24 protein-coding genes are annotated in these 26,331 nt (G+C 44.7%); 10 read left to right on the top strand and 14 right to left on the bottom strand.

Going from position 1 to position 26,331, the window contains the following annotated elements; genetic code table 11:
* Positions 1–33 precede the first annotated feature (33 nt).
* The 3 genes from FHS68_RS14475 (at position 34) to FHS68_RS14465 (ending at position 3,028) form a co-directional block, all read left to right on the top strand.
* Entirely contained in the window at positions 34–1,047 is a 1,014-nt protein-coding gene (locus FHS68_RS14475; RefSeq protein WP_167271328.1) for an aldo/keto reductase, read from the top strand.
* A gap of 131 nt (positions 1,048–1,178) precedes the next feature.
* The gene (locus FHS68_RS14470) at positions 1,179–2,042 is read left to right on the top strand and encodes a phytanoyl-CoA dioxygenase family protein (protein WP_229211909.1); all 864 of its coding nucleotides are present in this window, start codon (positions 1,179–1,181) and stop codon (positions 2,040–2,042) included.
* Between the two features lie 2 nt (positions 2,043–2,044).
* Positions 2,045–3,028: a glycosyltransferase family 2 protein gene (locus FHS68_RS14465; protein ID WP_167271326.1), complete on the top strand. Its 984-nt coding sequence runs from the start codon at positions 2,045–2,047 to the stop codon at positions 3,026–3,028.
* 35 nt (positions 3,029–3,063) lie between these two features.
* Here the strand turns inward: FHS68_RS14465 and FHS68_RS14460 are convergent, their stop codons facing one another.
* The 11 genes from FHS68_RS14460 to FHS68_RS14410 all read right to left on the bottom strand — a co-directional run bounded on the left by FHS68_RS14460 (position 3,064) and on the right by FHS68_RS14410 (position 13,087).
* The gene (locus FHS68_RS14460) at positions 3,064–4,320 is read right to left on the bottom strand and encodes a hypothetical protein (RefSeq protein ID WP_167271324.1); all 1,257 of its coding nucleotides are present in this window, start codon (positions 4,318–4,320) and stop codon (positions 3,064–3,066) included.
* Positions 4,307–4,891, bottom strand: a complete 585-nt coding sequence (locus tag FHS68_RS14455) for an RNA polymerase sigma factor (protein ID WP_167271322.1) — start codon at positions 4,889–4,891, stop codon at positions 4,307–4,309. Before FHS68_RS14455 ends, FHS68_RS14460 begins: the two co-directional genes overlap by 14 nt.
* 6 nt (positions 4,892–4,897) lie before the next feature.
* On the bottom strand, positions 4,898–5,851 hold the full coding sequence (locus tag FHS68_RS14450; RefSeq protein ID WP_167271320.1) for a hypothetical protein: 954 nt from the start codon (positions 5,849–5,851) through the stop codon (positions 4,898–4,900).
* Between the two features lie 3 nt (positions 5,852–5,854).
* Positions 5,855–6,469 carry a hypothetical protein gene (locus FHS68_RS14445; protein ID WP_167271318.1) on the bottom strand — a complete coding sequence of 205 codons (615 nt, stop codon included), beginning with the start codon at positions 6,467–6,469 and terminating at the stop codon, positions 5,855–5,857.
* A 105-nt stretch (positions 6,470–6,574) separates the two neighbouring features.
* Positions 6,575–7,060 (bottom strand): cytidine deaminase, encoded by a 486-nt coding sequence (locus FHS68_RS14440; RefSeq protein WP_167271316.1) that lies wholly within the window; start codon positions 7,058–7,060, stop codon positions 6,575–6,577.
* 42 nt (positions 7,061–7,102) lie between these two features.
* Positions 7,103–7,462 (bottom strand): helix-turn-helix transcriptional regulator, encoded by a 360-nt coding sequence (locus FHS68_RS14435; protein ID WP_167271314.1) that lies wholly within the window; start codon positions 7,460–7,462, stop codon positions 7,103–7,105.
* A gap of 145 nt (positions 7,463–7,607) precedes the next feature.
* Entirely contained in the window at positions 7,608–8,375 is a 768-nt protein-coding gene (locus tag FHS68_RS14430) for a LytR/AlgR family response regulator transcription factor (protein WP_167271313.1), read from the bottom strand.
* On the bottom strand, positions 8,372–9,487 hold the full coding sequence (locus FHS68_RS14425) for a sensor histidine kinase (protein WP_167271311.1): 1,116 nt from the start codon (positions 9,485–9,487) through the stop codon (positions 8,372–8,374). The genes FHS68_RS14430 and FHS68_RS14425 overlap by 4 nt, the downstream gene beginning before the upstream one ends.
* 102 nt (positions 9,488–9,589) lie before the next feature.
* The gene (locus FHS68_RS14420) at positions 9,590–11,056 is read right to left on the bottom strand and encodes a Gfo/Idh/MocA family oxidoreductase (protein ID WP_167271309.1); all 1,467 of its coding nucleotides are present in this window, start codon (positions 11,054–11,056) and stop codon (positions 9,590–9,592) included.
* Between the two features lie 222 nt (positions 11,057–11,278).
* Positions 11,279–11,848, bottom strand: a complete 570-nt coding sequence (locus FHS68_RS14415; RefSeq protein WP_167271307.1) for a DNA-3-methyladenine glycosylase I — start codon at positions 11,846–11,848, stop codon at positions 11,279–11,281.
* A gap of 60 nt (positions 11,849–11,908) precedes the next feature.
* Positions 11,909–13,087: an acyltransferase family protein gene (locus FHS68_RS14410; RefSeq protein WP_167271305.1), complete on the bottom strand. Its 1,179-nt coding sequence runs from the start codon at positions 13,085–13,087 to the stop codon at positions 11,909–11,911.
* A 110-nt stretch (positions 13,088–13,197) separates the two neighbouring features.
* Between FHS68_RS14410 and FHS68_RS14405 the strand changes: the two genes are divergently transcribed.
* From FHS68_RS14405 to FHS68_RS14385, 5 genes are all read left to right on the top strand, one after another.
* On the top strand, positions 13,198–13,797 hold the full coding sequence (locus FHS68_RS14405; RefSeq protein WP_167271303.1) for an RNA polymerase sigma factor: 600 nt from the start codon (positions 13,198–13,200) through the stop codon (positions 13,795–13,797).
* A 166-nt stretch (positions 13,798–13,963) separates the two neighbouring features.
* Positions 13,964–14,683, top strand: coding sequence for a tetratricopeptide repeat protein (locus FHS68_RS14400; RefSeq protein ID WP_167271301.1), 720 nt, complete (start codon positions 13,964–13,966; stop codon positions 14,681–14,683).
* 53 nt (positions 14,684–14,736) lie between these two features.
* Entirely contained in the window at positions 14,737–16,164 is a 1,428-nt protein-coding gene (locus tag FHS68_RS14395; RefSeq protein WP_167271299.1) for a S8/S53 family peptidase, read from the top strand.
* Between the two features lie 29 nt (positions 16,165–16,193).
* On the top strand, positions 16,194–18,953 hold the full coding sequence (locus tag FHS68_RS14390) for a CHAT domain-containing protein (protein WP_167271297.1): 2,760 nt from the start codon (positions 16,194–16,196) through the stop codon (positions 18,951–18,953).
* A 72-nt stretch (positions 18,954–19,025) separates the two neighbouring features.
* Complete coding sequence (locus FHS68_RS14385) at positions 19,026–22,085, top strand: PKD-like domain-containing protein (protein WP_167271295.1); 3,060 nt, start codon at positions 19,026–19,028, stop codon at positions 22,083–22,085.
* Between the two features lie 70 nt (positions 22,086–22,155).
* Here FHS68_RS14385 and FHS68_RS14380 read toward each other — a convergent pair whose 3' ends face one another.
* Positions 22,156–22,707 (bottom strand): carboxymuconolactone decarboxylase family protein, encoded by a 552-nt coding sequence (locus FHS68_RS14380; RefSeq protein WP_167271293.1) that lies wholly within the window; start codon positions 22,705–22,707, stop codon positions 22,156–22,158.
* A gap of 225 nt (positions 22,708–22,932) precedes the next feature.
* Between FHS68_RS14380 and FHS68_RS14375 the strand changes: the two genes are divergently transcribed.
* Positions 22,933–23,658 (top strand): SDR family oxidoreductase, encoded by a 726-nt coding sequence (locus FHS68_RS14375; RefSeq protein WP_167271291.1) that lies wholly within the window; start codon positions 22,933–22,935, stop codon positions 23,656–23,658.
* 21 nt (positions 23,659–23,679) lie between these two features.
* On the opposite strand, the gene FHS68_RS14370 is transcribed toward FHS68_RS14375, so the two are convergent.
* A complete protein-coding gene (locus FHS68_RS14370) occupies positions 23,680–25,197 on the bottom strand; it encodes a glycosyltransferase family 39 protein (RefSeq protein WP_167271289.1) in 1,518 nt (505 codons plus the stop codon).
* A gap of 81 nt (positions 25,198–25,278) precedes the next feature.
* Here FHS68_RS14370 and FHS68_RS14365 point away from each other — a divergent pair, with 81 nt between their 5' ends.
* Complete coding sequence (locus FHS68_RS14365) at positions 25,279–25,818, top strand: pyridoxamine 5'-phosphate oxidase family protein (protein WP_167271287.1); 540 nt, start codon at positions 25,279–25,281, stop codon at positions 25,816–25,818.
* An 84-nt stretch (positions 25,819–25,902) separates the two neighbouring features.
* On the opposite strand, the gene FHS68_RS14360 is transcribed toward FHS68_RS14365, so the two are convergent.
* Positions 25,903–26,283: a nuclear transport factor 2 family protein gene (locus tag FHS68_RS14360; protein ID WP_167271285.1), complete on the bottom strand. Its 381-nt coding sequence runs from the start codon at positions 26,281–26,283 to the stop codon at positions 25,903–25,905.
* Between the last annotated feature and the right edge of the window lie 48 nt (positions 26,284–26,331).

Raw genomic sequence — 26,331 nt, 5'->3', positions numbered from 1 at the left:
ACGGAACATCCGCAGGGTGAAAATGCCCGGGTCATGAATTACAGGGTCCTCGGGAAATGCGGGCTCCGGGTTTCAGAGGTTTGTCTGGGTACGATGACTTTTGGGACGGAATGGGGCTGGGGAGCAGATAAGGCGACTTCGAAACAAATTTTTGACGCTTTTGTAAACGCGGGCGGAAATTTTTTCGATACCGCTAACCGCTATACCAATGGAACCAGTGAGCAATGGCTGGGGGAATTTATCAAACCTGACCGTCATAGCCACGTTGTCGGTACCAAATACTCGCTAAAAGACCGTGTAGGCGACCTCAACTTTTCAGGAAATCACCGAAAAAATATGAACCGCTCGGTGGAAGAAAGCCTGAAAAGACTGGATACCGATTTTATAGATATTCTCTGGCTGCACAGCTGGGATTTTACCACATCGCCGGAAGAAGTGCTGCGTGGAATGGACGATCTGGTTCGCAGTGGGAAAGTATTGCATTTAGGCATTTCCAATGCTCCTGCCTGGGTAATCAGTCAGGCGAACACACTGGCGGACTGGAAAGGGTTGAACAAATTTGTTGCCATCCAGGTCGAATACAGCCTAATCCAGCGGGCGCCTGAACGCGATCTTTTGCCAATGGCGGAAGAGTTGGGCATTTCGGTAACTGCCTGGGGCGGACTGGGAAACGGGGTGCTTACCGCCAAATACCTGGATGGACAAACGGGCAGGCTAAGGGAAAACAGTCCGCGTTTTTCGGAAAGAAACATTCGCATTGCGACGGAATTAAAAGTACTTTCCCAAGAATTAAATGTGCCGCCTTCCCAAATTGCCCTTGCCTGGATCATGCAGCAACGATCGCCGGTTATCCCCGTGCTAGGTATCCGTAATGAGGGCCAGCTTGCTGATAATCTGGGAAGTCTTCAAATTGTTTTGAGTGAAGACACCCTAAATAGGCTTCATAATGTCTCCTCCATTGAATTGGGGTATCCACATGACCTTCTTGGCTCAACCGGCTCTCATACAGACCTTTATGCAGGTTTGTATAACAATCTGTCATTCTGAGTAGAACAGAATTTTGAAGAAAAAATGAAATATGATTTATATCAGTTTGGAAAAATTCTCATTAAGCAACAATTACAGTACCTTTGACCATCATTTTATCAGCCTTTCAAAACAAAATTGAGAAAATACACATGGATAATATAAGCTTGACAAATGAAATGCACATTAGTGATATTGACCGGAAAAGTCAGTACTTCAGAGATGGATATATTGTAGTGCGCAACTTTTTTACGACGGAAGAAATCAAAGCAATTTTCGACGAGGCCCGTGGCGTTTTTGCATATCAGATCGAGCGCACAACTGGTATGAAGATTGACATTCATAACCAGGATGAATTTGAGGCAGGCATGTATGAATTCTTCCAAAAGGATTTTGATGCATTTGTTAATACGGGAAAACAAGTCCAGCATTTGGTATCCCTTCACAGGCTTGGTACTGATGCCCGTATCACCGAACTTTTGCAATCGATTGGGCTTACCTATCCAATTATCGCAGTACGTCCGGCAATGATGTTCAACAGCCGGCATTTGGCCAAAAAACAGGATTATTGGAAACTGGGTGCACATCAGGACTGGCGCGGTGGGCAAGGATCACTTGACAGCATTGTAATGTGGTTCCCGCTTGTGGATTGCGATACGGCCCTCGGAGGGTTGCAGGTATTGCCGGGAAGCCACAAAAAAGGCCTCTATGCCGGAAGTGACGTGGATTATATCAGCAGCATTGAAGAAGAACTTCCGGAAGATGAATTCGAACAGCTTGAACTAAAAGCCGGTGATATTCTGATCTTCTCGACATTCACAGTTCACCGTTCAGGTACCAATGTAACACCGCACATTCGCTGGACATCACAGTTCCGTTTCAACAATTTAGAAGAAAAGACATTTGTTGATCGTGGATTTCCTTTGCCATATATTTACAAACCTACTCCTGAACTATTATTCCCAGGCTTTCCGAAGCAAGAAGTAGTGGAAGAGGTTTTTAATGAAAATAAGTGATTATGATTCGAGTGAGTGTTTGCGTTATTACCTACAATCATGAAAAGTTCGTAGCGAAAATGTTGGATTCCCTGCTCATGCAGCAAACCACGTTTGACTATGAGATTATTGTAGGTGATGATTGTTCCAAAGACAATACGGCCAGCATACTAAAAGATTACGAACAACGGTATCCTGGCAAAGTAAGGCTATTATTACAACCCAAAAACTTAGGTCTGAACGGCAAATTCAATGCCCTTCAGACCTTTGCCATGGCAAAGGGCGAGTACATTGCTCAATTTGACGGCGACGACTATCTTACCTCACCTCATAAATTACAAAAGCAAGTAGAAATGTTGGATGTAAATCCGCATTATTCAGCGAGTTATCACAATGCGATGGCTATTTACGATGATAACTCTGCTCCTTCGCATCTTGTAAATATTTCCAATAAAAAATCTGAAATTACCGAGGACGATCTGATCGGGGAAGATGAATTAACATTCATTGCGACATCCAGCCTGATGTTCCGCCGTGAGGAATTCGCGCAAAATCCAGACCCGGAGTGGACCAACCTCTCGACCAGCGGTGATATCCCAAGAAATATCATGTTTGCAAGCCGTGGCCCGATCGGGTATATCGACGAGGTGATGTCGGTTTACAGAAAAAACCGCGGCGGCGCCAGTTTTGCAGACAATCATCACAGTTCCGATTTCCTTTTCAACCGGATTCAGCTTTATTCAAACATTAACAGGCATTTCAATTACAAGTACGACGCCCGTTTGAGAAAAAACATTGCCACCTACTATTATAAGCTGCTTTTTGCCAAACAATTTGAAGATAACTATTGGGCGAAGCTAAAATATGCAATGAAATATCTATACCTGGCGAAGCCGGATGGAGAGCGAAAAAAAGAGGTAATTCGAGACTTTATTCTACCGCCACTTCTTCAAAAGGCGTACAGCTTTATTGCGATCGGCACCTACAAGATCCGATCCAAAGCATAATAACACAAAGCCAATCAATATCTGTATCGGCTTTTTCAGGGACGTACCAGCTTCATACCCAAAGAAATACCAACCCGGTAAGGCTGATAAAAGAAAGGGTCTCCCTTTCCGGATAACCGTAATGGACTAAATTCGGCATATGGCCCAACATTGAGCAATACCGTTCGGTTGATTGCAAATTGCCTGCCAAAACCTGCATTGATCCAGCCAATGTCGGGTCCTGCATTCAGTGTGTGCGAATATTGAACGCCTGCGGAAGCGTAGTACTGGCGCAGCGGCGACCGTCGCACCGGCGACCGTCGCTGCGGCGAACGCCGCGGCGGCGAACCTCCCCATTGCACTTCCTTGCTAAGTCCGATTCCCAGAAGTTCAAACTTATTGTCTTCATTCATAATGGTCCCTGGCCGGACAATCTTATAATCCGCCTGTCCGACAGCCTGAACGACATATTCATCGCCAGCGATTTCGTAGGAATAACGTTGCCGGAACGTGCTGTAATGAAGCATCATCTGAAAACCGTTCTTTTCCGCACCAATGCTTACCTTGTATCCCAGACTTTCCAATGCAAATGTGGACGGGAATTTAAAGTTCTGGAAATTCCGGTCTCCGGATTTTGGGACAGTCAGGATCTGGTAGGTTTTTAAGCTTGCCAAGTTCAACAACCAGCTTATTTTCTGTGAATTGGTATGTATTGCAGGCTCTGACTTTAATGCTTCGGTTATTGTAATTGCGGGCAAATTCAAACCTGTCGTTTTAAATGATTCCGGCTGCAATGCCGAGATGCTGCTTATTTGTACTGGTAATGCGGCGATTTCAGCTTGCTCCAAAATCTCTGGCGCGTCTACAATATTCGTCTGTTCGGTCGGCAAGGTTGCGGGCGATAATGCAGGTACGACGGAAGACATCGAAATCTTAGTTGAAGTTGAAGACACAATCGTCCGCGGCTCACTGACAGACTGTTTCACGCTATCATTTTCTTCCAGCTGATTTTTCGTCGTAGCAGCCTGGTTAATGTCGAGGTTCGCAGCTTTTTGCATGACGCTCTTAATACCAGTTTTTGTGGACAACACATCGCTTTTCGTGGTTATCCAATGTTGATCAATCATCACTCCGGCGACAAAAAAGGCAATAAGAGCAATGGTTAATAACAAGTATTTATAATTGCGCGGCTGTTTCAGGCGAGCACGTATCAGGTCATATGAAGATGGGTTGGGCTGATCCCCAAAATCATCAAATTTGCGTTTAAGGGCTGACCGCAACGCCTCATTGAGTTTGTCCTCAGAAGTTTTCATGATGCACGATCCCTTTTTTTTCCAATTTTTTTAAAAGCATATTTCTTCCTCTCATAAACTGAGATCTTGCGGTAGCGACTGACATTGTCAACATTTCGCCGATCTCCACATGTGTGTAACCGTCAATCAGGTGCAGATTGATCACTGTCCTGTATTTATCCGGCAATTCATTGATCATACTCAGCAGCTCCTCCACGTTAAGCTGGTCCATCATTTTCTCATAATCCCCGGAATCTAATTGCAATTCGGTGTAATCCAACGAACTGTGCAGTTCCTGTTCTTTTGTAGTACGGTGATAATAATTGATTGCGGTCCTGATCACGGTCACTTTCACCCAGCTATCTGCTGCTTCCGGTTCTTTTAAATCATTGATATGATTGAAAATACGGATAAACGCCTCCTGAAAAATATCATCTGCCTCTGCTCTTGTCTTCGCATACCGAAGACATACCCCTGTGAGCTTGCTCTTATACCGATCATAAAATACCGTCTGGGCAGCTGGATCATGCTTTTGGCAAGCACGCACCAGCTGGGTCAGATCTTTGTATTTATTAGAGGTAAAAAACTTCATTCCGCTCTAAAAACTGATAAAATATCTTTGATTCAACAAATTTCCGTCCTGATCAAAATACAATTCGCATAACTCTGCGTAATCCTTGTTCCGAAGTCGTAAATAATAACTGGACAGTCCGTCAAACTCACTGCGCCATTTATCCAGTCCCGAGGTATAATATCTGAAACCAACCAGTTCGGGAGAATTATCGAGATGCTGCTGTATCACCGCCGGAAGTGTTTCAATGTTCGTTACCTGGTCATCCGGTATTGGCTGATTGAATTCCCGGCTTGTCCATTTCAGTTTTCCTTTGTCATCAAACAGCATAAAGCCCAGAAAATCAGTGCCGCTTCTTTTAAATTCCACCTGGATCCAATATTGCTTCTCATCGTTCAACCTCACCCGCACCTCCCCGAATCTGAAGGTCAGGCTTTGTGCCGTCAGATACTCCCTCAATGTCTGAGGGAAATTTTCTTGGGTGCTGAACTGGATCTTATATTTATACTTATCAAAAGTTACATTTGTTGGTCTGTAATTCTCGCCCTTATACCTATACCAATTGAACGAGTAGTCCGCGCCGTTGAGCGTGTAAATGAGTCTGTTACGCCTCTCGGCAAAGGGATAGAAATCGATATCCTCCGCATTTTCAGAAAATGTTCCCCCTTTAAATGATGAGGTCAAAAGCAGGTCATTCAGTAATATCGGCACCGAGTCGGGATTGGCCCTGAAAGTTTCCCACATTTTAGTCTTGTCCACCAGGGATGTGTACTTATCTACGCCCGATCCAAATGCTACCTCCCATATCTTACTGGTAATGATTGTTTTAAAGACCAGGTTCTGAGCTTGGGGAAATCTGCCTTTTACTACCTCTACTGCCGCGGCAGGTTCTGCATTCGGGTCAACGGGGTTCAGATCGTTGACCTGATTGCAGGACGTAATCAACAGAACACTTAACACAAAGAGGGCACTGGTTTTCATAAGTCAAAATACGACGACATAATTCTGCTGCTCCATAAATGGGGCACTGTCATATACCCACATCGGTTTCATTTCAATGGTGTAATCTCCATAAATAAAGGTCATGCTAGGTGGTATTATCGCATTTTTCGCTTCTTCATAATTTCTGGTAATATTCAAGTTGCTGGTATCGAGGTAGGCGCTCTTCCCGCTGGCAATGATCGGGAGATCCGAAGGCCCATTTGATTCTACCACAATCGTCTTTTTCGTGTCATCCCAATGATAACTCAGATTTGACGGGCGCGAAAAGCGCATGTTCAGAAAATAGGTCTTTGCCGTGGCCGGGAATTGTGTATTTGGTGTTTTGCTGCCCGTGTAATAGGTTACCGTGCCATGGTTAAATGTCAAAAAAACAGCATTTTGATAAACTTGTATATTTGGATCTTCCAGTACATCGACCGTTGTAGAACCATTTGTTTTGTACGCTTTGGATACATAAAACGGGAAACCAAAGATGAGTGAATCAATTTCATGTTGCGTCAAACCTTCGATTTCCTGCTTTGCAACCTCTTTGCGGGAACAGGAGCTAAATACGACGGCAGCAAATAAAATGAGTGATAAGGGTAATAGCTTTTTCATCAATGCGGGAGTTATGTAGTTGAGAAACAAAAGCTTCGGGGCTTCATAAATACTGACACAAATTTGAAATTCTGTCGTTGCGTTGCGTCTGAAAATAATTGTGCTTTATAAGTTGCTTGCTGAAAATGCCAGCGGAAGAAGGTACGCCGCATTTTCAAGCAGGATGATCTTTCCGGAAGTACTGCTCAAAATAACCTTTATTTTTTCCTGCTGCCTGTCAGTAACTTCCAGCAGGCTTTGGCGGCAAATGCCGCAAGGTGAAAGAATGTTGTCAGGCAAATCAGCGGATGCGCTGCTGTGGTAAGCAATGCCAATTGCGGCGATTTTGACACCTGGATATAGGGATGATGCAGTAGACAATGCGACCCGTTCGGCGCATATCCCGGCTGGGAATGATGCATTTTCCTGATTACTGCCTTTTACGATCTGTCCGTTGGACAGCAAAAGCGCCGCTCCGACGTGAAAGTGCGAATACGGCGCGTATGAAAGCATTGTCGCTTCCCTGGCAGCTGCCAAAAGAGTTTGCAATGACGCTTCCAGATCTAGCTCATTATCAAATAACTGGTAGTCAAAAGAAACCTGTAAATTCATCAGACGCGCTTGGCCTACCGCCTCCAAACCGGATGGACGACGTTATTGCAATCTAATGCGTTTTGCGGATAACTGTAATAAATCCACACCTGTTTTTCTGCATGCAAGGCAAACACCAATTTTTTGAGCGCGGATCGAATCATCTCCATGAAGCATGGCACTGCTTTCATAAACCTCCCTGCGGCACTTTGAGATATAGGTTTTTACAGTTTCACCAGTCGCTTTTATCAAAATCTTGTTCATGTTGTATTCCGACATTCCCAGTTCATCGGATACATCTTTCATGGTGAACTTCCGCCCCTGGCTTACCTGATCGAGAATATTTTTTTGAATACGTATGAGATCTGAATTGATCTGTTTGGGAGATTGCGATTTCTTTTTAATGTTGATGCCGTGTTCCATTCGATGCGATATTTAAATCCTCGTTTGGCTCAAATTAATCTGCAAATGACATTACATAAAATGAAAGATGTTGAATGACCGGTTTTTGCCTGCCAAATGCCTGTTTCACCAGAGGAGGCACAAATTCATTCGAATCAAAATCTAATTATTTGCCCAGCCAATGCTTAAAATCGACAATACGGTCGATGCTGACATAAACATCCTGAGCCGGAGTTGGCGACAACTCCACTTTGAGACGGCCTGCGGATAATGCATTGATGGACCGGATGCTGTTCAGCGAAATAATGAGCGATCGGTTGATCCTGAAAAACAAGGCAGGATCGAGCAATTGAAACAGTTTATCCAGACTATAATCCATCGCCAGATGCTTCCCATCAAAGGTTTTTAGGAAAGTGGCCTTTTGTTCCACCATGAAATAAGAAATGTCGGCGGTTTTAATGCTGAACATTTTGGCACCTGCGGTTGCAAGAAACCGGTCTTTAAATACAACCGGCACATTGTGCGTCTGAAACATGCCAATCAGTGCAGAAAAATCCGGGGTTACCCTTTGCGATTGCAGACTTTTGAATTTGTCCATTGAGGCGGTCAGTTCTGCCGGGTCCACGGGTTTCAAGAGATAAGCTACCCCATTAGCTTTGAATGCACGAATGGCATATTCACTGTATGCTGTTATGAAAATGATTGGAATCGTCAGTTCGAGTTGATCGATAATCTTGAAACCCAGGTCGTCTTCCAGATGCAGGTCAAGGAATATCAGGTCGGGAGTAAGGCGGCTTCGATCTTCCAGCCATTGGATACTTTCTTTTACCGAAGGTATCTTGGCCAAAACCGTAATTCCCGGATCGTATTTATGGATCAGGTTTTGCAATCTGGTGGCGCTAAGTGTCTCATCTTCAATAATCAGCACATTCATCTGATCAGGGGAATTTTCACAACAAACTGGCTGTGTTCGGAAAGAATGGAAACGGGCTTGTTAATCAATAACTTATACCGCTCGATAATGTTTTGCAGCCCAAGCCTCGTGGACGGTTCAGGTAACTGTCTCGCTCGGATCGGATTGCTGACGAACAGAAAATCATCATCACGATGAATGGTAATTACAAGCGGATTGCTGCTTGACATCTGATTATGTTTTACCGCATTTTCAATCAAAAGCTGCAGAGATAAGGGTACAATTGAATAGTGGTCTATCTCATTCGAGGGAATTTGAATGTCAAGCCGTATTTTATCCTCAAACCTTGTTTTAAGCAAAAACATATAAGTTTCCAGGAATTCTATTTCCGTTCTTAATTTAATCAGTTCAAAATCAGATTGTTCAAGAATGTAGCGATATGCTTTTGAAAGCCTGTTCACGAATTCAACCGATTGTTCCGGGTTCGTTTCGATCAATGTTGACAATACACTGAAGTTGTTAAAAAGAAAATGAGGACTTACCTGGTTTTTTAAAGCGCTGAAATGGGCTTTGATGTTTTCCTTCTCAAGGCGTTCCTCATTGAGATGAACCTGTTGCAGCTTCTGATTGGCCCGTTTGTTCGCTGCAAGGTAATATGCGCCCATTAGTGCCATAACCGTAATCGCGGTGTTCGCCCTCCGGCGGTGCAACCTGGCATCGTCCATCACGACAGGCGTAAATTCAAAAGGCTGGTTTTCCCACACTGCTTCCAAAAAGTGCCAAAGGATCCTAAACCCTGCATTAAACATGACAGCCATCCCAAATGCAATGATCAGCGTAAAAAGCTGATTGATAAATCTGAAATCATCCACAAATTCCTCGCCGAAAAATCCCGAAACATATTGTTGAAGCCACTCAATGACGTGGATCCACAATGTAAACAGGCTCACGCTGACTATCAATTCTATCGCCCAGAGCGGCAGCTTGTGAAGCGCGTCGTACAGGCCGATCGACAGGACGTTCATGTATATACGAATGGGCAGATATATCAGGGCGAAGCCAAAACCCAATCGCCATTTTTGAGAGGCAGTCAGTCTGCCTATGGATTTCGTCAATGGCGTTTTCTGGATCATACGCTCAAAAATATGTAAAGAAATTCACATTTTTTTCCAACCTAAAAGCCTCCGGTCGACAAGCATCTCGCAAGTCGGCCGGAGGCTTTATCATAAACTTTTCTAAACGCCCAGGCTCCAGCCTTCGCGATAGTTCCTTCTTACAAACTGGTTAACCTCATCGAAGTTCGTCACCTTCATATTCTGCGCATCCCAAAGCATTTTCATGTTGCTTCCAGGATACGTAAAGCCTTTTCCATCTTCTCTTGCTTTCGGCATATCAGCACCACGGATAGCGAGGTTGGCTCCTAGGATTGCCTCGGTTAATGGGCCTGCCAATTCAAATGGAGAGCTCAATTCCATTTTACCGTAACCTGCTATGCATCCTTCTACCCATTGTGCATAGTGGCCATCAGCGCTTCCGGGCACACGGGCAAACTTTTGTTTTACCTGAACTTCCTGCATGCGGCTCAACGGCAGCAAACGAGGATTAGCCGCATATTCGCTAGCCATCATTTTGCCTTTGGACCCAATAAACAAAATACCGCTGTTCCCATCTCCAAACAATTCATTTGGACCCAACTCTTCGGGACGTTCCGGTTTAATACCGCCATCCATCCAGTGCATGATGACCGGACCTTTGGTTTTAGGTGTTTTAGGGAAAGTCAGCGTGGCGTGGCTAGATGGAGGACAGCTGTCCGGGAAAACCCCTCTTTTACCAAAAGCAGTGAACACGCTTCCGACGCTGGCTTGCATGTCCGTGGCGTATTTTAGTCCCAATACGCGGAAGGGCGCTTCCATCAGGTGGCAGCCCAAATCTCCCAATGCGCCGGTACCGTAATCCCACCAGCCTCTCCAACTTCCCGGAATCAGGTTCTCTACATAATCTTTTTTGGGAGCAGTACCGAGCCACAAATCCCAATCCAGTTCTTTTGGAACGGCTGGCTTGTCAGTCGGCCAGGGGATACCTTGCGGCCAGATCGGACGGTTGGTCCAGATAAAGACCTCATTCACATCTCCGATCGTGCCTGCGTCGTACCATTCATGTAATTGCCTCACGCCGTCACCGGATGAGCCCTGGTTACCCATTTGCGTTACTACTTTGTATTTGGCAGCCGCTTCCGTCAGTTTACGAGCTTCGTATATATCGTGCGTCATCGGTTTCTGCACATATACGTGCTTGCCCAGCTGCATAGCCGCCATAGCGACTACCGCGTGGGTATGGTCAGGTGTTGAGACCGATACTGCATCAAAACTTTTGGATTCTTTGTCAAACAATTCCCGCCAGTCTTTGTAATATTTGGCTTTTGGAAAATTGGTAATACTTGTTGCTGCCCTTCTGTCGTCCACATCGCAAAGGTAGCCGATATCTGCCTTACCGCTCTTGAAAAAATTGGCAAGATCGGATGTTCCTTTTCCACCTGCACCTACCCCTGCAACGGTCAGCCTGTCGCTGGGAGCTAAAAAGCCTTTTCCTCCCAGCACATGGCGGGGAACAATCATGAATCCTGCTGCCGTAGCGGCCGATGCTTTGATAAAATCTCTTCTGGAGGAAGCGGATTTTTCAAAATCTGTAGTCTTTACTTCCATATACCGGTTTGGGTTTAATTGCGTAGCAAGTCTTGTTTAATGTGAATAGTAATTTCTACTTCGTTAAGGAGCCTGCTTTCCTTATTTACTCGAAAAATTACTATTCCGGCTATCAGGAAAAATTAGTTTTTTAGGGGTTAGAGGCCAATCGCATTTTCAAATATGCATCTGGTGTCATAATTGCGAGTGAGCATCTGTATCAATTAATATTCTATTCATTGATCACAAATACTTTTTAGCCAATATATCCCCAGCCCACAACGGCTTTTCACGGAGCACCCGCTGATATACCCCACAATCCGCATCATGCGCCCCTGGCAAATAACCGATACTCATCAGAAACTCATTGACGATTTCTCCGCCAGTAAACCGAAAAGTGTTTTTGAAAAGCTTTACCCATTCATCCTTGGCTCTCGGATAATGCAATTCCAGCCATTTTTCGAAAGATCCGTGTTTCTGTTGAAGCGCCAGAATGGTTTTTGCATTTTCAATCGCAGCGTTGATTTTCAATCGGTTGCGTATGATTCCCGCGTCACCCAGTAACCTTTCTCTGTCTTCCTCGGCATATGCTGCTACTATTTGTATATTAAATTTATCATAAGCTTTTCTGAAACCGGCCTCCTTTCTCAAAATGGTTTCCCAGCTAAGGCCAGCCTGGTTTATTTCCAATACCAGCCTGCAAAACAATTCATTATCATCATGAATCGGAAATCCATATAAATGATCATGATAAGCTTTATGAAGCGCTTTTCTGTCTTCACTCATAAAATTGATGGCAGTGCAATACGACATTTAGAAGAGGGTTGAAATGAAAAATGAAGTACAATAAATAGGACTGAGCCAGGAAATTAGTCAGAGATATTTATTGATCCAACTTACCTTTCGCAAAACGGAACTTACTATCCAGCTCAATACCAGCGCAACAATAAACGTGATCAGGAACTTCAAAAAAGCAGGAAGGTCATAATCTAAAAGCAAAAACTGGGTCCAGGTGACGAAGACATAATGGACTAGGTAGATGAGGTAAGCATTGGCTGCCAAGGAATCCCACCAGGACATGGGCGTTTGCGCGAGTTTCCGAAAAGCAGTAATAAACGCGATACCGCTGAATGTGCAGGACGCCGTGTAAATTGAAAAGTAGATCGTATAGCCAACCACCTCGCTAAGTTTGTCATCTTTTACCATTTGCGTCAGCGAAGGGGGTATTAGGGTCAATACAATGTAGGTGACCAATGCAAGAGTTACCCAAAGCGCCCATTTGTTAATGATTTCGGAGGTAAGTGAAAACAAATTTTCATTAAATCCTGCGCTTCCAATCCAGGTTCCAAGGAGAAAATACCCAAAATAGAGCAGAATGCGGTTTACCTGGAAATCGAAAGGGCCAAAGCCTGTCCATTGATCCGTCCCAATCGCGAAAGACATGGGAACATATAATACCCAGGTTATCAAAAAGATGAAACCTACAAACAGCCACGGCCTGGTTTGGAACCAGGAAAAAAAACGGGATGTATTTCCTGCGATTTTTGGAAAAATAAGATACAAAAGAGCGAACAAAACATTGAATAAAAACAGGACCCAGATAAACCAGGGCGGACCAACCGGCCACATCTCGACATTGAAGAAATCATTGACGTATTTACCAATATCTGCGCTTCCTTTGGCTACATAATAGGAAGGAAAATAGGCGATTAACATTAGGAAAGTACCTCCTAAAATAAAAGGAAGAAAAAGCCGGAAAAAGCGTTCACGGACAAACGTCCACGCTCCTTTCTTTTTAATGCTGGACGAAAGAAACAGGCCGCCGATCAAAAACATCAGCGACATGAAAAATACATCATTAAAATTTTCGAAGATATCCAACCCTACCCATCTTTTGTCATCCACGATGGCATGTGTGGACCGGATATAGGCAATCTTATCAAAACTTGCGAAGGTGGTGTAAGCAAGGCTGGAATGATGGGCCACCACCAAAACGGTAAGTGCCGACCGTAAATAATCCACCCAGATGTTTCGGGATACTATTTTGGTCATAAAAATTAATGATTGAGGAATAAAAGTGTGACTTTAACCGCAAACAAAGCGCCTTATTCAGGAAAATAACTGTTTTTATGTATCTTTCCGTGTATACAGAAATGTAAATAATGACCCTCTTCAGCAAGACTTTCTCAGACTCAGAACTTATTGAAGGGATTCGTGGCACACATGCCCAGCGACGGGTTTTTGAAAACAAGCTTTACGAAAAATATTCCTACATGATCCGTGAGGCAGTCTGGAAGCATAAATTGTCGGAGGATGAATGTTCAATGGTTTATTCGGATACCATTCTCACCGTATTGGAACACATTCATAACGGCCGCTTCAAAGGCAATTCTTCGATCAAAACCTATCTGTATCAGATATTTACAAATAAGTGTGTTGACGTATTACGCAAAAATGCGACTAACAAGCAGCAGGTAATCCTGGGAGATTCGCTGGACGCTTACCTCTGCATCCTGCCCGACGATTCAAAGGGGATTATCGAAACACTCATTGCACAATATGATATGGATCTCTTGACAACCCGGCTCAAAGAACTAGGTGAAAAATGCCGGCAGATCGTCCAGGCTTGGGGCGAAGGATTTATGGACCAGGAAATCGCCATTGAAATGGGTTACCAATCGGCGGCAGTAGTGAAAACGAGCAGGTTGAGGTGTTTGGAGAAGCTGAGGGGGTTGTATGGGAGGGAGGGGAAGGAAGGATGAGGGAGGAAGGGAGAGAGAGGGAGGAAGGGAGAAGGAGGGGTTGAGGGTTAAGGGTTTAAAGATTAAGGTCGGCCCGAGAATAGGGTTGTAGATAAATTAAAAAAAATAGAAAGCTAAAAGCTAAAGGCTAACAGCTAACAGCAAAAGACCGGAAGCCACGGAAAGCATGGACGAACGGATTGATGACTATTTTGGGCAGAGACTTACTGGAGCTGAAAAGGCACAATTTGAGGCTGATTTGAAATCGGATCCTCAACTGGCTGATGCTGTGGCATTTTATCTGGCATCCAGGGAGGCTTCCATGCAGTACGCCCGCGAGAAAAAGCTGCTCGAAAGGCATGCTGAATGGCAGGCTTTGCCGAAAAAAGCAACAAATATGGCTTGGCTGAACGCCTGGTATGCTGTCGCTGCGGCCGTGGCACTGGTTGCTTTTGGTATTGGCTGGTATTTTCTAAATACGCCGCCAAAAGATATGCAGCAACTGGCGGCAGGTTATGTAATGGAAAATTTTACGAGACTTCGTCAGGAATTGGGTGATAGTGGCGACACCCTGCAGCGCGCAAAGGACAGTTACAATAATGGCCAGTACGCTACGGCTTTGAAACGCTGCGAAAGTGTGCTTTCCAGCGATCCGCAAAATGCGGAAGCAAAAAGAATCGCAGGTATTGTTTCCCTTCATCTGCTGGATTACGACAAAGCGATTGACTACTTCCACCGGCTGGGCGCTCAAAAAGAACTGTATGCCAATCCCGGGAAATTTTACGAAGCCATCGCATTGATTCAGCGCAATCAGCCAGGAGACAAGAAAAAAGCAGAAAGTTTACTGCAGGAAGTGATTGACCAGGACCTGGAAGGTAAGAATGAGGCAGTGAAATGGATGAAGTAAGGTGCGGAAACTGCATTGAGCGTATTTTTTGAAAAATCTAACCATCCCCTATTATGAAAACCCTCAATTACCAGAAAGTTCTTCACATTGCCTTTACAGGTCTTTTTCTCTGGGCGCTAGGTTCACAAAACGCTGCTGCCCAGTCTACTAAGGCTTTGACAGAGCCGCCGCATCACGGATACAATATTCTTATACCCAAAGGTTACAGTTTGCGACAATTGATAGATGCTGTAAGTAAGAACTTTAAGATTGATATCACTGATTCCGTCCGCCAATGTCCCTGCGACACGGCTTTGATCAACATTGATTACGATGGCCTGGATTTCAACGGACATGATAAACTACAGGTGAAGACCAGGGATGGACAGGGAGGTGACAGTCTTACATTGGACGTACCAGGAATCCTGGCCAATAAAAACTACGAGTTCTCGCTGGATGACGATAATGACATTTACGCTGTTAAAGAAAGTGACATTAAGTATGAAATGCATCAGCCCGCATTCAACCCCAACCGTGGTAAAACCAGAAAGGTTACCCTGGCGATTTTCGATAGTGGGTTGGATGAACAATTACTGGATTTAGATTATCTGGGCGTTAAAAAAGCCCGCAGCTCTTGTTTGTTTCAAAATGATGAAGGATATCGTCCATCACGGGACTTATTCGGAAAGAAAAATACTGGCTTTACAATGCTCTACAAAGGCCTGAATTTTGCGCCGAAAGATGGGCCTGGCGACCGCTACAATATTTTTAACATCACTGATACGCATAAAAACCGACACGGTACACGTGTAGCCTACCTGGCTGCTCAACAATTTAGCAAAAGCGAAACGATTGGCGTTAATTTACTGATCATGAAGGTTTTGAATGCAAGTAATAAAGGTGACGGCTACGGGATCATGTGCGCGATGTACCATGCCAAACAGCTTGGTGCCGAAATCATGAATTTCAGTCTGGGTTACTATGGGCCGGAAGATCCCATTTTCAGAAAGTATGTCAGACAAATGCGGCTTCCTTTTAAAAATACTAGCAAACCGATCTGGCTGGTGACGGCCGCGGGTAATGCAATGCCTGAGTATGATCGGGATAGGGCAGAAAATGCGGAAATCAACCGGGATTTGAGGTTTCGTAGCACGAAATTTTACCCGGCGTATTTTAGTAAAAATATAGAACAGGTCGTTTCGGTGACCACGGTTTCGGATAACGCGCAGAAAATTTGCCCCGGCCAGAACTACGATTCCCATAGCCTTGATATTGGTGTGAAAGGGCGAAACTGCTTTTTTGGCATTGATACATTTGTCGAAATTGAGGGCATCACAAAGGCGAGACAGGGTACATCTTTCGCGACTCCCGTTGTCGCAGGCTGGATCGGTACAAAATCACAATTAATTGTATCGAAAGAGCAGTTATTGAGCGGCTCTTTACGAAAGCCTCATTTGAAATATTTCATACGTGGCAATAAATACATTATTTACAATCCTTAAATCCATAATAATATAGAAGGACATTAATAATGTTGCATCGCCTGGTCTGCGTTATTTTTTTTGGCTTTATTCTCTCAGGTTCCGTACATGCACAGTGTCCGGAACCTGGGATGCTTTATGACCGGATCAATCTCGCGGCCGATACGCTGGAAGATAAGGATCTGATCATTGAAATGAAGAAAATCATTCGGATCGCTGACCAGTGTTCACAAAATAAAGATTCAATTTATGCGCAGGCTTTGCACATTCTGGGAAGAACGTTCTGGTATGAGGGTAAGCTGGACTCCGCAATTATTTTTACCAAAAAAGCAATTTCAGTCAATGCTGGCAATTTTAAAGGTGCGAACGATGCCAATACCTGCCATAGTTACTTCAATCTGGGCTGCATTTACAATGACCTGGGAGATATCCGGCAAGCTTTAAATGCATTGGATCTGGCTATTAAAGTTGGGCAGCGCTACCCTGGCAAAGCAGCTTCTGTTGCAGGGTCTTACAATAAAATGGCGAGTATTTGCACGTCGATCGGGGACTATGAAAAGACGGTGCGCTTCTCGGATCTGGGATATGGATTGGCTCAAAAACTCAATCGTGACGATCTGAAAGCCCGGAGCATGATGGAAAAATCGCAGGGTCTTGAAGAACTTGGCCTTTATAAAGAGAGTGAAATCGCGCTCAATTTGTCCCTGAAATTTGCATCCAGCGATCAGGACGAAGCATTGAAAGGAGCCATATTTTCAATGCTTGCGGAACTGAAAAAGAAACAGTCGGAACCCCGGACGGTGATCGCCTATTATCAGAAATCTTTTGAAAGTTTCAAAAAAGATAAGTTTCTGTACGGCTGCGCGCAGGTAGCCAATAATCTGGGTTTTTATTATCATACCGAGTTTTCGGATTTAAAAAAAGCATTGGAAAATTACACTTTGGCCCTCCAATACATGGTTCTTCCCTCGGGCAAAGCGGTCATTCTCAACAATATCAGCAAAGTTTACGCGGATAAAAAAAGCTATTCGAACGCACTCATTTACAATGACCAGGCAATCCAAACTGCACTTGAACAGCTTGATGTGAAAAAGCAAAGCGCCGTTTTAACTTCCCAAATAATCCGGTCGGTGGTGAATAAAACGGAGCTGCTCACCATTATTCAACACAGAGCAGATACCTGGCTGGGTTTTGCTAAGGCCACTGCAAATGACAGGGCGAAACTGGGAAATGCGCTTAAAACATACATGTTGGCCGACACGATGATCGATTATATGCGCTGGGAGCATACTGGTAACCTTACGAAACTGTTCTGGCGGGGGAAGACGAGAGCAATGTATGAGCGGGCAATAGAAACTTGTTACCTGCTGAATAATCCCGAAAAGGCTTTTTATTTTTTTGAAAAAAGCCGTGCAGTAATGCTTACTGATCAGCTCAATGAGCTTGGGGCCAAGCAGTTACTTTCAGCCAAAGACCAGAAAAAGGAAGGTGAGCTAAAAAAAAATGTGGCAGATCTGCAAAGCCAGGTTGCTGCGGCTGGCAAATCTGCTGACGAGATCCGGACAAAAATTTTGAATGCTCAGCAGGAACAGGAAACTTTTGTGAGGCAGATTGAAAAAAGCAATCCGCAATATTATGCATATAAATACGACAATTCGGTCCCTACGTTAACTCAATTAAAAACAGGCATACTCGGAGAAAAGCAATCGCTGGTCTCCTATTTTGTAGGCGACAGTGCGGTGTACGGACTGGCGATCTCAGCAGGAAAGGTTATTTTGAAAAAAATAGATTTATCTGAATATCAGTTACTTACTTCACAGTTTCAAAAACTAATGATTAACCGGGAAGCTCAGAACAAAGCTTTTAAAAGCTATCTGTCTATTTCCTCAAAATTGTATGAATTGTTGCTAAAACCATTTAACATCCCAGTTCAAACACGTGTTATCGTATCACCGGACGGGGGCTTTCTTCCTTTTGAAGCATTCAGCACTTCCGCAACCGAGCCCGAATATCTGGTAGGCCAGTATGCATTCAGCTACACTTATTCAGCCGGTTTTTTGGCTAAAAGTTTGAAAAAAGAGCGGGCAAGGACATTTTCCGGATCTTTCCTCGGGCTCGCCCCGGTAACCTATGCGCCACGACTCTCACAAGCCAGTCTGCCCGGTTCGGCGGAAGTGCTGAAAACCATCGATCAGGCGTTTTTTCTCTCCAAAATTCTGACCGGCCCGGAAGCTTCGCGAAGTGCGTTCATCAATAATTCACCGGATTACAGGATCGTCCAATTACTGACGCACGCTACCGCTGACAGTTCTGGCAACACGCCAACGCTCTATTTTGCTGATTCCACATTAATAGTCAATGAGTTACCTGCCAATGCAAGTTCTGCGACCGAACTCCTGATCCTCTCGGCTTGCCGCACAGGCATTGGAAAAAACCAGAAGGGGGAAGGCGTATTCAGTCTTGCCCGGGGATTTGCCGGAATCGGGATACCCTCTATCCTTACGACATTATGGAGTGTCGAAAACGAGCCTGTCTACGACCTGACCACATTGTTTTACGTGGGACTTGAAGCGGGGTTACCACTCGATATCGCACTACAAAACGCTCAAAATGAGTGGCTTAAAAATGCGTCACCTTCGGACAGGCTCCCATATGCGTGGGCAGGCATGGTGCTGGTGGGCAACACGCAGGCAGTAAGCCCCGGGCCCTCGCGATCAGTTGTATTTGTGTTGCTTGGAGGACTGGCGGTGCTGGCGGTTTTTCTTATCTATTATTTCCGTAAAAGGGCAAATCAAAGAATTTCCGTTTAAAAATTCATTTCTGTTTCCAAAAGCAAGGTTGATCACGACTAACTGTCTGTAACAACTCAAACTTTTAGAAACATGAAAAAGATTTTACTATTAATGATCCTCTGCGGGTTTTTACCGTACGTCGGCATCGCTCAGAAAACCGTTACAATCAGCAGTCTTACAGATGCTTACGGGACACCGGCAACGGAATTGTGCGCATATATGGCGCCTACTTACAAGACCTATCGCGTTAAAGGCACATTTTCCTCGTCATTTTATCCCGGGCCAGCGGAAATACAGCTTTCGGATATCAATGGAAACTTTACGGCTCCCGGTTACCCTAAAATCCTGGCCACCAGCCTGAGCACAAATGGATATCCAAACTTCACATTCTCCGGCAGCATTTATCAAAGCGACCCCGCAAGCGCATTTAATGGTCTCCCTTCTGGTACAGGTTATAAGATCAGGATTAAAATGCGGGACGTGGATGTAAATCAGGATTTTTACAGCAACTTATGGGACGTGTCTGTAAATGGCGGCGTTACGACACCCGTCATTCAGCCTCATACCAATCCGCAGGCATTGTGTGTCGGTACCTGGTACACCTATAACATTGCTGACGTGCCCAATGCAACTTCATTTGAATGGCAGCTCATCTTCGACAATTATTTCAATATCAGCCCGGCTACGAACGGGGAAATAGAAATATTGAGCCGGACTCAGGCGCGCGTGCGAATCAACAGCAGAATGAGCAATGGCTCTAATGGATTCAGGGTTAGGGCTTTAAATGATTGCGGAACCTCTGATTATTCTGCCATCACTCAGGTTGGCCCTCAATTAGAGCTGCCCCCGCTCCTATCCCTCACCGGAGAAGCCGACGTTTCAAAAGAAAGCAGCTACACATACACATCCGAATTCTCATCCTACTATGGCGGCGTGGCGGATTACACTTGGGCTTATTCTGGCACCGGAGCGACCATTCCGGCGGGAAATTCCTATTTTAAAAACATTGCATTTTTATCCACCGCCACTTCGGGCACATTGTCTGTTACAGCCACAAACGGTTGCCAGACGAGTGGGCCTTTAACCAAATCAATCAATGTGATACAGGTTAAAACCACAGCGCAGGACGGCGACTGGGACGTGGCCTCAACCTGGGTCGGAAATGAGGTACCACTTGTGAGCGAACCAGTGAAAATAGACCATCACGTAACGCTCACGGCATCTGCGCAATGTAAAACGCTGCACATTTCCGCAACAGGCAGGCTGAGCATGACCGACTACGACATGACAATTGGTGAAGCGGCCTGGGACGGCACGCAGCTTGCGCCTTGCGGGCAGTATTTCATGCAGATTGACGGCACTTTTGAAATGACCGGCGGAGCGTTGCATGTTGGCGGAACGATTAATAAGGGAAGCTCAGGCATTTTCAGGATGAGTGGCGGACTGGTACAAGTGAAGAGAGGTGGCTGTGGTGGTAATTTTAATATTGGCAATTCCCTTGTATATCTGCCGACTGCGGAAGGGGATGTGACAGGAGGTATTGTTGAAATTCTTGGAAATACAGGCACATTCAAGGGCATTTATTTCAGTAATTTCGGTCCTAATACCACCATCAGGATTGGTAAGGCGGGTACCAATACTTTCTTTACCGGAACTCCTCCTGATTTTACACGAATTTACCTTCCTATAACACTCAACCGGGTTGGCAATGTTGAAATTTACAATGTAATCACCTCTGGCGGCGCAATCAAGCCTAACTTGCTCTCGGGAGGTAGCCTGGATTTGGTTCGTATCCGCGGCAATCTGTTTCTGCAATCTTTCAATACTATTTTGGTTGGCGATGAAACCAATTTTTCCACACCTGCTACCATGGGAATTTCCATCATTGGAAATCTTACGAATAATGCCGCATCACTCGAAATGGCGAGCGGCCGAATGTTGTTTTTTGGTGGAGAAGGATCCTACGATGTTTTCCTGGGCAGACCCTATTGCACCATTTATGGTTCAACTCCCCAAAGTATCGCCGGGTCAGGCACAATTACGGGTATGACCTGCAATTGTAATTCCGCCGGCATGGTATTGGGCGGACCGATTACCCTACCCCTCTTTACGCTTGGCGGTAGAATGATACTTGGGAATCACGACCTGACCATTAATAACCTGAAAGTTGAGGCAAATACCAGCGGTTATATTGAAACAAATGGCACTGGCAAATTGCGGCTAAAATACGTTACCGGTAGCATTCAATCCAATGTGTTTCCGGTAGGCACCGAGAGTGGCCCGGCGCCGGTTACGATCACCTATCCCAGCAGCCCGAATGCCGAAGTGGCGGTATCCGTCAAAAATACATTTACCAATGCCGCTCCCACCACCAAAGCCGTCGCGCTCGAATGGAACATTACCAGCAATGTTTCGGCGCCCGCCAATGTAACTTTCAAATGGAATGCCTCGAATGAATCGCCGGGGTTTAACCGCAACAGCCTAGCCATATCCCGCTTCAATGGCAGTGCGTGGGAAGTGCGCGCTTCGGGCCTGTCGGCAAGTGGCACAGGACCTTATTCGGCGAGCATCAATGGGGTCACCCAGTTTTCTCCCTGGGCTATATTCGATTCTCAGGCAGCATTACCCGTAACCCTTGCTTCATTTTTGGTGAAGAAAGAGGAAAAAAATGCGCTTCTGGAATGGACAACGACAGAGGAAACCAATAGTGACCGTTTTGAAATAGAACAGAGTTCGACCACAAAAAGCTGGCTTAAAATCGGCTCCGTCATTTCCGGAGGAGAAAGTAAAGTTTTGAAATACTATAACTATACACATACTGATCCTTTCCCTGGCGAGAATTTTTACCGCCTGAAAATGATTGATGCAGATGGAAGTTTTACTTATAGCCGCATCAAAAGTGTTGATTTTGCGAACGATGTAAGTGCTTTTATCTATCCCAATCCGGTTTCCGACCGTCTGTTTCTTGGGAATACAAAAGGCATCCGATCTGTCAAAATCCTAGACATTGCAGGAAAAGAAGTCCTGAAAACAACGGAAATCAATGCACTTGGCATTCAACTAAAACACTTAGCCGCAGGAGCTTACATTACAAATATTGAAAAGATGAACGGAGAGGTCAATACCTACAAAATAGTGATCAAACCTTGAATGTTTCTTTGAAAAGGAAAACGGCCTGACGAAAGCGATTTCATCAGGCCGCTTTGAATATAAACGATTTTTAATAAGTACCGTCGGAGGCCGAATAGCCGCCGGAAATTACCTTTTTCGCGCGGTTACGATAAATTTCAGGATCGGTTGGGGCAGTAGTAGCCAGGCCGTCGACGTATCGGTTGAACATGCAAAATGCAGCCGCAATCAGCACAGTGTCGTGTATTTGCCGGTCGTCGGCACCATTTTCCCTAGCTTTTTCAACTTGTTCAGGTGTCACATTTTTACCTCCTTTTTGCACACTTCCCGCAATTGCGAGCAGCGCCTTCATTTTCCCAGACAAGCCCGTTTCGGCATAGTCATTTTTGACGTCCCGAATAAGCGACCAATCCTCATCACCCAGATATGCACTGGCAATCGCACCATGAATGGTTTGGCAAAAGAAACAGTCATTTTCAGATGAAACATAAGTCGCAATCAATTCTCGTTCCCCCCGGCTTAGCCCTTCATCTGTCTGCATCAATGCATTAGCCAGCAAATTCATTGGAGCAGCCGTATGCGGACTAAACAACATAGGGCCCAATATGCCAGGCATTCCGTTTTGAAGATCAATATGAGGCATTCGAATCGATGGGTTATTGGTAATTATTATTTTAACAGTGAAGGCGGATGTTGGATGAATTTACTTCCGGCAACCTTGGCTAATCTGCATCCCATCCCCCCACATTTGAATTTCGCAAGTATTAGTTTGAAAATTGCAAATGCGGTGCCGTCTGGCATTGTACTTTTGTGTATGTCCAGGATGTAATGTCGCGGACTGTTTTTTTTAACATACTTAAAATCAATCATGCAGATTTCAAACAACAAAATACTGATAACAGGTGGTGCGTCCGGCATTGGGCTGGGACTTACCGAGCGGTTTGTAAAAGAAAACAATACGGTGATCATTTGCGGCAGGCGTGAATCGGCGCTCAAAGAAGTTTCGGATAAATATCCTTCCGTGATTACCAAAGTATGTGATTTGTCCAATGAATCGGAAAGAGAAGCGCTCTACCAATGGATTGCCACGGAGCATAGCGACTTAACCGTCCTGGTCAACAATGCGGGAATGCAGCAATGGATGTCAGTTTCGGACGAGGACTTTTTTGAGCGGGCAAAAGAAGAAATCACATTGAACATTGACGCGCCGGTCCATTTGTCTTCCTTATTCACCAAACTCCCGTCGTTAACAGCAATCATCAATGTAACATCGGGCTTGTCATTTGTACCATTTACCAAAGTTCCGGTTTATTCGGCGACGAAAGCCTTTTTTCACTCTTTCACATTATCGTTACGCTATCTTTTGCAAAGCAAAGGAATTGAAGTAATCGAAATGATCCCGCCTGCATTGAATACAGATCTTGGAGGAAAAGGTCTGCACGATCACGCACCACCCGTGAGTGATTTCATCGATGCAGTTTTTGATCAGATGAAACACGGAAAAACAGAGCTAACGTTCGGTTTCAGTGAGCAGATGGCGAAAGCAAACCCAGAAGAATTGCTGGCTGCCTTTAACAAACTAAACGGCATTTAATCCTTATCTGGCGATATCGAACTACCATCTTTCCGCTTCGATATCGCCTTTTAAAATGTTATTAATCGATACTTTGGCATCCAATAACACGTATATGCTGGTTCCGCGCTCTCTCGCATACCTGCTTTCCACCTTGCCCGTCAGCCTGACTTCCCTGAAAAGTGGCTGCTCTTTTTTCCTTTCCTTATCGTCATCATCCGCATTTTGAACCAGGATCACGTTCTTGATTTCTTCATCCAACGGAAACCAATCAATGTAATCTGCATTTAATGTTACTGCACCAATGTCTTTGTACTTGGAATAATAATTAATGGCCCCGGCCTGCCCGTAATTATCGCAAAGCACAAGCGTATGTTTTTTATCGCTGACCTTCTCATAAACGGAATCCACTTTATGGGCTAACTCGCTCCATCCCAGCATGTCCGAAAAATCCTGGGGCAGTTCATGATCCTTACCGTCTTCCCAGCGCAGCAACCCCAGATCCTTATAAATTTTGGGATTTTGGGCAATTTCGAAGGGACTTTTGGTTGGGAATGCGACCCGGAAAATGGGAATGGATAATATAATGATCAACAATATCGAGGCAACCCGAAGCCAGGCTCGTTTTCCAACAAATAGCGATTCGAGGTAAACGGAGCCAAATGCAAGGTAAATCGGATATAAGCCAATTGCGTAATAACCTTTGGCTTTGAGATAAATAAAAAGCGACAAAGTGAAGACAAACGACCAGAAAAAAACCTGGTACTTCTGAAAAGCCGGATATGTAAAAAAAGAGATGAACGCTGCGAGAATTATGAACATTGACCCCATAAAAAACAGCAGCTGTTCTTTCACAAAATCCATCCTGTCTACATTGACCAGCTGCGTTTCAGCCAGTAACTTCATGTGATGTATAACAGGAAACTTGTTTTGATACTGCCAGATCAGATTTGGGGCAATAATGAGAACGGCCACAACCGCAGCAACATATAACCTGCTATTGGAGAATATTTTACGCTGACTTGTCAGTAATAATGCCGGAGCCATCCCGGCTGCCAAAAAAACAATGTTGTATTTATTTAAAAAACTCAACCCAAAAGCGATTGCCGCCATATAAAGCCATTTATTCTGTTCCGTTTTGAGATATTGAAGGATGGAAAAGTAAAGTAAGGTCCAACCAAATATATCCACGGAGTTGGGCTGATAAAGCATATTGATCCGAAGCAAAACCGATAAAGTGACTGCGCTAGCGCCCAAAATAAGGGCAAATAAATTTCCGCCCAACGCTTCGATTGCCTTCCAAACGACTACCAATGTGAGCACGCCAAAAAGTGCTGGAAAAAATTTCACCCAAAAGTCCGGGTTCTCCAAATGTAAAATGAGGTAAGAGGTCCAGGAGGTGAAAGGCGGGACCGACAAGTAACCCCAGGCCAGATGTTTTCCCTGGTCAACGTGCAGGTATTCGTCGCGATGCAGGTCGTATCCGGGTGCAATGACGACGCAATGGATCGCAAATTTTAACAGGATAAAAAACCAGAGGATGAGTGTTTTCTTTGACATGCCATAAATCTTTGTCCTGAATGTATGGCTTTTCGCTGGAATGATATTTGTTCTTAAGTGCTAAATTCAAATTTGTAAATTATGGACAGCATCAATCAACAACAGGAAGAAAAAAACCATGAAGATCTTTTCGGTGATAAAGCCGGCGAGAAAATTAAAGAGCTGGCAAAAGATGCAAATACCTGCTTTTTCTGCACAAGTATCACCAGCGGCAAACCTCTTAATACCCGGCCTATGTCGATACAGAAAGTGGACGACGACGGCAATTTCTGGTTCCTAAGCCCCGAAGACAGTCATAAGAACGCCGAGATCCAAAACAATCCATCGGTTCATTTGCTATTTCAGGGTTCAAAATATTCTGAATTTTTGAGTGTTTATGGCCATGCAACGATCTCGAAAGACAAGGAAACCATTAAAGAATTGTGGGAGCCGATTTTGAAAACGTGGTTTACCGAAGGCGAGGATGATCCCCGCATAACAGTAATTAAAGTAGAGACGGAGGAAGGATATTATTGGGACAATAAGCATGGCAATGCAGTAGCTTTTGCTAAAACATTGATTGGTGCCGCCATTGGCAAAACAATGGATGATTCGATCGAGGGCAAATTGATAAAGCCTTAAACGAACGGCACTTAAAAATAAAGGGAGTTAAAACCGGCTATGATCCGGTTTTAACTCCCTTTATTTTTTTTATAAAAGCCTAAATTAAAATTCGACAACAGGAACTGCGCTGCACGAAGCAGCTGATATTTTCCAGTCCATATCCTTCCTTTTCCACACGCGCATGTACAGATAACGTCCTTCAAATTCGCGGCCGCGGCAATTGCCTTTGATCCGCTCAATCACCATCACGATTGCGGTGTTTCCGGTCAGATTGATCTGCTTGTCGCAAACATCCATATGTCTGATCGAAAGCTCACCGGCACGGTAAATCGCAAGGTCGTCGGATTGAGGAATAACCTTTCCCTCTCGGTCAATAAATAACACTTTTTCATCCAATAGTTCTTCCACCACATTCACATTTCCATTCTTGACAGCAGCGATTAAACGTTCCTCAGCCTCCGCAATTTGTTCCCGATCGGTCATTGTTCATTACATTGAAAAGTATGCCCGCAAAGGTCCGATAAAGGGAGT

The organism is Dyadobacter arcticus, from assembly GCF_011762185.1.
Taxonomy (GTDB): Bacteria; Bacteroidota; Bacteroidia; order Cytophagales; family Spirosomataceae; genus Dyadobacter; species Dyadobacter arcticus.
The sequence above is the reverse complement of the archived record's forward strand: the minus strand, read 5'-3'. Positions and strand labels throughout refer to the sequence as shown.

Coding starts and splice junctions, on each gene's coding strand:
- FHS68_RS14475 (WP_167271328.1), top strand. CDS start 34: ATGAATTACAGGGTCCTCGGGAAATGCGGGCTCCGGGTTTCAGAGGTT.
- FHS68_RS14470 (WP_229211909.1), top strand. CDS start 1,179: ATGGATAATATAAGCTTGACAAATGAAATGCACATTAGTGATATTGAC.
- FHS68_RS14465 (WP_167271326.1), top strand. CDS start 2,045: ATGATTCGAGTGAGTGTTTGCGTTATTACCTACAATCATGAAAAGTTC.
- FHS68_RS14460 (WP_167271324.1), bottom strand. CDS start 4,320: ATGAAAACTTCTGAGGACAAACTCAATGAGGCGTTGCGGTCAGCCCTT.
- FHS68_RS14455 (WP_167271322.1), bottom strand. CDS start 4,891: ATGAAGTTTTTTACCTCTAATAAATACAAAGATCTGACCCAGCTGGTG.
- FHS68_RS14450 (WP_167271320.1), bottom strand. CDS start 5,851: ATGAAAACCAGTGCCCTCTTTGTGTTAAGTGTTCTGTTGATTACGTCC.
- FHS68_RS14445 (WP_167271318.1), bottom strand. CDS start 6,469: ATGAAAAAGCTATTACCCTTATCACTCATTTTATTTGCTGCCGTCGTA.
- FHS68_RS14440 (WP_167271316.1), bottom strand. CDS start 7,060: ATGAATTTACAGGTTTCTTTTGACTACCAGTTATTTGATAATGAGCTA.
- FHS68_RS14435 (WP_167271314.1), bottom strand. CDS start 7,462: ATGGAACACGGCATCAACATTAAAAAGAAATCGCAATCTCCCAAACAG.
- FHS68_RS14430 (WP_167271313.1), bottom strand. CDS start 8,375: ATGAATGTGCTGATTATTGAAGATGAGACACTTAGCGCCACCAGATTG.
- FHS68_RS14425 (WP_167271311.1), bottom strand. CDS start 9,487: ATGATCCAGAAAACGCCATTGACGAAATCCATAGGCAGACTGACTGCC.
- FHS68_RS14420 (WP_167271309.1), bottom strand. CDS start 11,056: ATGGAAGTAAAGACTACAGATTTTGAAAAATCCGCTTCCTCCAGAAGA.
- FHS68_RS14415 (WP_167271307.1), bottom strand. CDS start 11,848: ATGTCGTATTGCACTGCCATCAATTTTATGAGTGAAGACAGAAAAGCG.
- FHS68_RS14410 (WP_167271305.1), bottom strand. CDS start 13,087: ATGACCAAAATAGTATCCCGAAACATCTGGGTGGATTATTTACGGTCG.
- FHS68_RS14405 (WP_167271303.1), top strand. CDS start 13,198: ATGACCCTCTTCAGCAAGACTTTCTCAGACTCAGAACTTATTGAAGGG.
- FHS68_RS14400 (WP_167271301.1), top strand. CDS start 13,964: ATGGACGAACGGATTGATGACTATTTTGGGCAGAGACTTACTGGAGCT.
- FHS68_RS14395 (WP_167271299.1), top strand. CDS start 14,737: ATGAAAACCCTCAATTACCAGAAAGTTCTTCACATTGCCTTTACAGGT.
- FHS68_RS14390 (WP_167271297.1), top strand. CDS start 16,194: ATGTTGCATCGCCTGGTCTGCGTTATTTTTTTTGGCTTTATTCTCTCA.
- FHS68_RS14385 (WP_167271295.1), top strand. CDS start 19,026: ATGAAAAAGATTTTACTATTAATGATCCTCTGCGGGTTTTTACCGTAC.
- FHS68_RS14380 (WP_167271293.1), bottom strand. CDS start 22,707: ATGCCTCATATTGATCTTCAAAACGGAATGCCTGGCATATTGGGCCCT.
- FHS68_RS14375 (WP_167271291.1), top strand. CDS start 22,933: ATGCAGATTTCAAACAACAAAATACTGATAACAGGTGGTGCGTCCGGC.
- FHS68_RS14370 (WP_167271289.1), bottom strand. CDS start 25,197: ATGTCAAAGAAAACACTCATCCTCTGGTTTTTTATCCTGTTAAAATTT.
- FHS68_RS14365 (WP_167271287.1), top strand. CDS start 25,279: ATGGACAGCATCAATCAACAACAGGAAGAAAAAAACCATGAAGATCTT.
- FHS68_RS14360 (WP_167271285.1), bottom strand. CDS start 26,283: ATGACCGATCGGGAACAAATTGCGGAGGCTGAGGAACGTTTAATCGCT.